The organism is Salinicola sp. MH3R3-1, from assembly GCF_001937155.1.
GTDB lineage: Bacteria > Pseudomonadota > Gammaproteobacteria > Pseudomonadales > Halomonadaceae > Salinicola > Salinicola halophyticus.
In genome coordinates this window covers 1-973 of record NZ_MSDP01000091.1, presented here as the reverse complement: position 1 = coordinate 973, position 973 = coordinate 1, and the positions used below count along the sequence as shown (strand labels likewise).

Genomic DNA, 973 nt, shown 5'->3' with positions numbered 1-973 from the left:
TGGCAAGAAAGGGCAAAGTCGGATCGGTGAACGATCACCGACAACGCAGGATACGCGCTGCCTCGTAGAGCGGGCAGGTAATGAGATGTAGCTCAGTCAGCATGATCCGAATCAGTTGGAATGAGGGTTGGGTAAGCGATGAAAACCCATCATTCCGACGTCAGTTTTGCCTGACGACCATAGCGAGCGGGAACCACCTGATCCATGCCGAACTCAGTAGTGAAACCGCTTAGCGCCGATGGTAGTGTGGGGTCTCCCCATGCGAGAGTAGGTCATCGTCAGGCATCTATCCGAAACCCCAGCCAACAGGCTGGGGTTTTTTTATGCCGGAAAGAAAACCAGAGCCGATAGCGCATTGATTTCGAACCCCGGCCGCTGGTCGGGGTTCATTCGTTTAGGGGTCTCCCCATGAGTTTAGGGGCCCCCCATGGAGAGTCCCGGAGTGCCGGCCCACGGATGGCCGCCCCAATCATCGTCAGGCATCTATCCGAAACCCCAGCCAACAGGCTGGGGTTTTTTTATGTCTGAAGAAAACCAGAGCCGATAGCGCATGGATTTCGAACCCCGGCCGCTGGTCGGGGTTCATTCGTTTAGGGGTCTCTCCATGAGTTTAGGGGCTCCCCATGAAGAGTCCCGGTGTGCCGGCCAGATCATCGTCAGGCATCTATCCCAAACCCCAGCCAACAGGCCGGGGTTTTTTTATGGCTGATGAAAGCTCTCGAGTGAGTCGGCGGGATCGCTCCTTACACCAAGCGCCATCCAGGTCGTAATGTAGAACAGAGTATGGCGTTCATGGCGTCGAGCGTGGCGGTAGCTCGCGAAGTTACGAGGCAGGCGGGATTTCGCTAGAATGTGGCTTTTATTGGCAGGCGTTCCTAGATGAGTATCGGTGACCTGATTCGTTTGCTCGGCGACGGCAATTACCACTCCGGTCAGCAGCTGGGCCAGCACCTGGGCGTGACACGTACCGCAG

General features: G+C 56.5%; 1 rRNA gene. It reads left to right on the top strand.

Going from position 1 to position 973, the window contains the following annotated elements:
• Positions 1 to 169 precede the first annotated feature (169 nt).
• Positions 170 to 284, top strand: a 5S ribosomal RNA gene (rrf, locus tag BTW08_RS18495).
• Positions 285 to 973 lie beyond the last annotated feature (689 nt).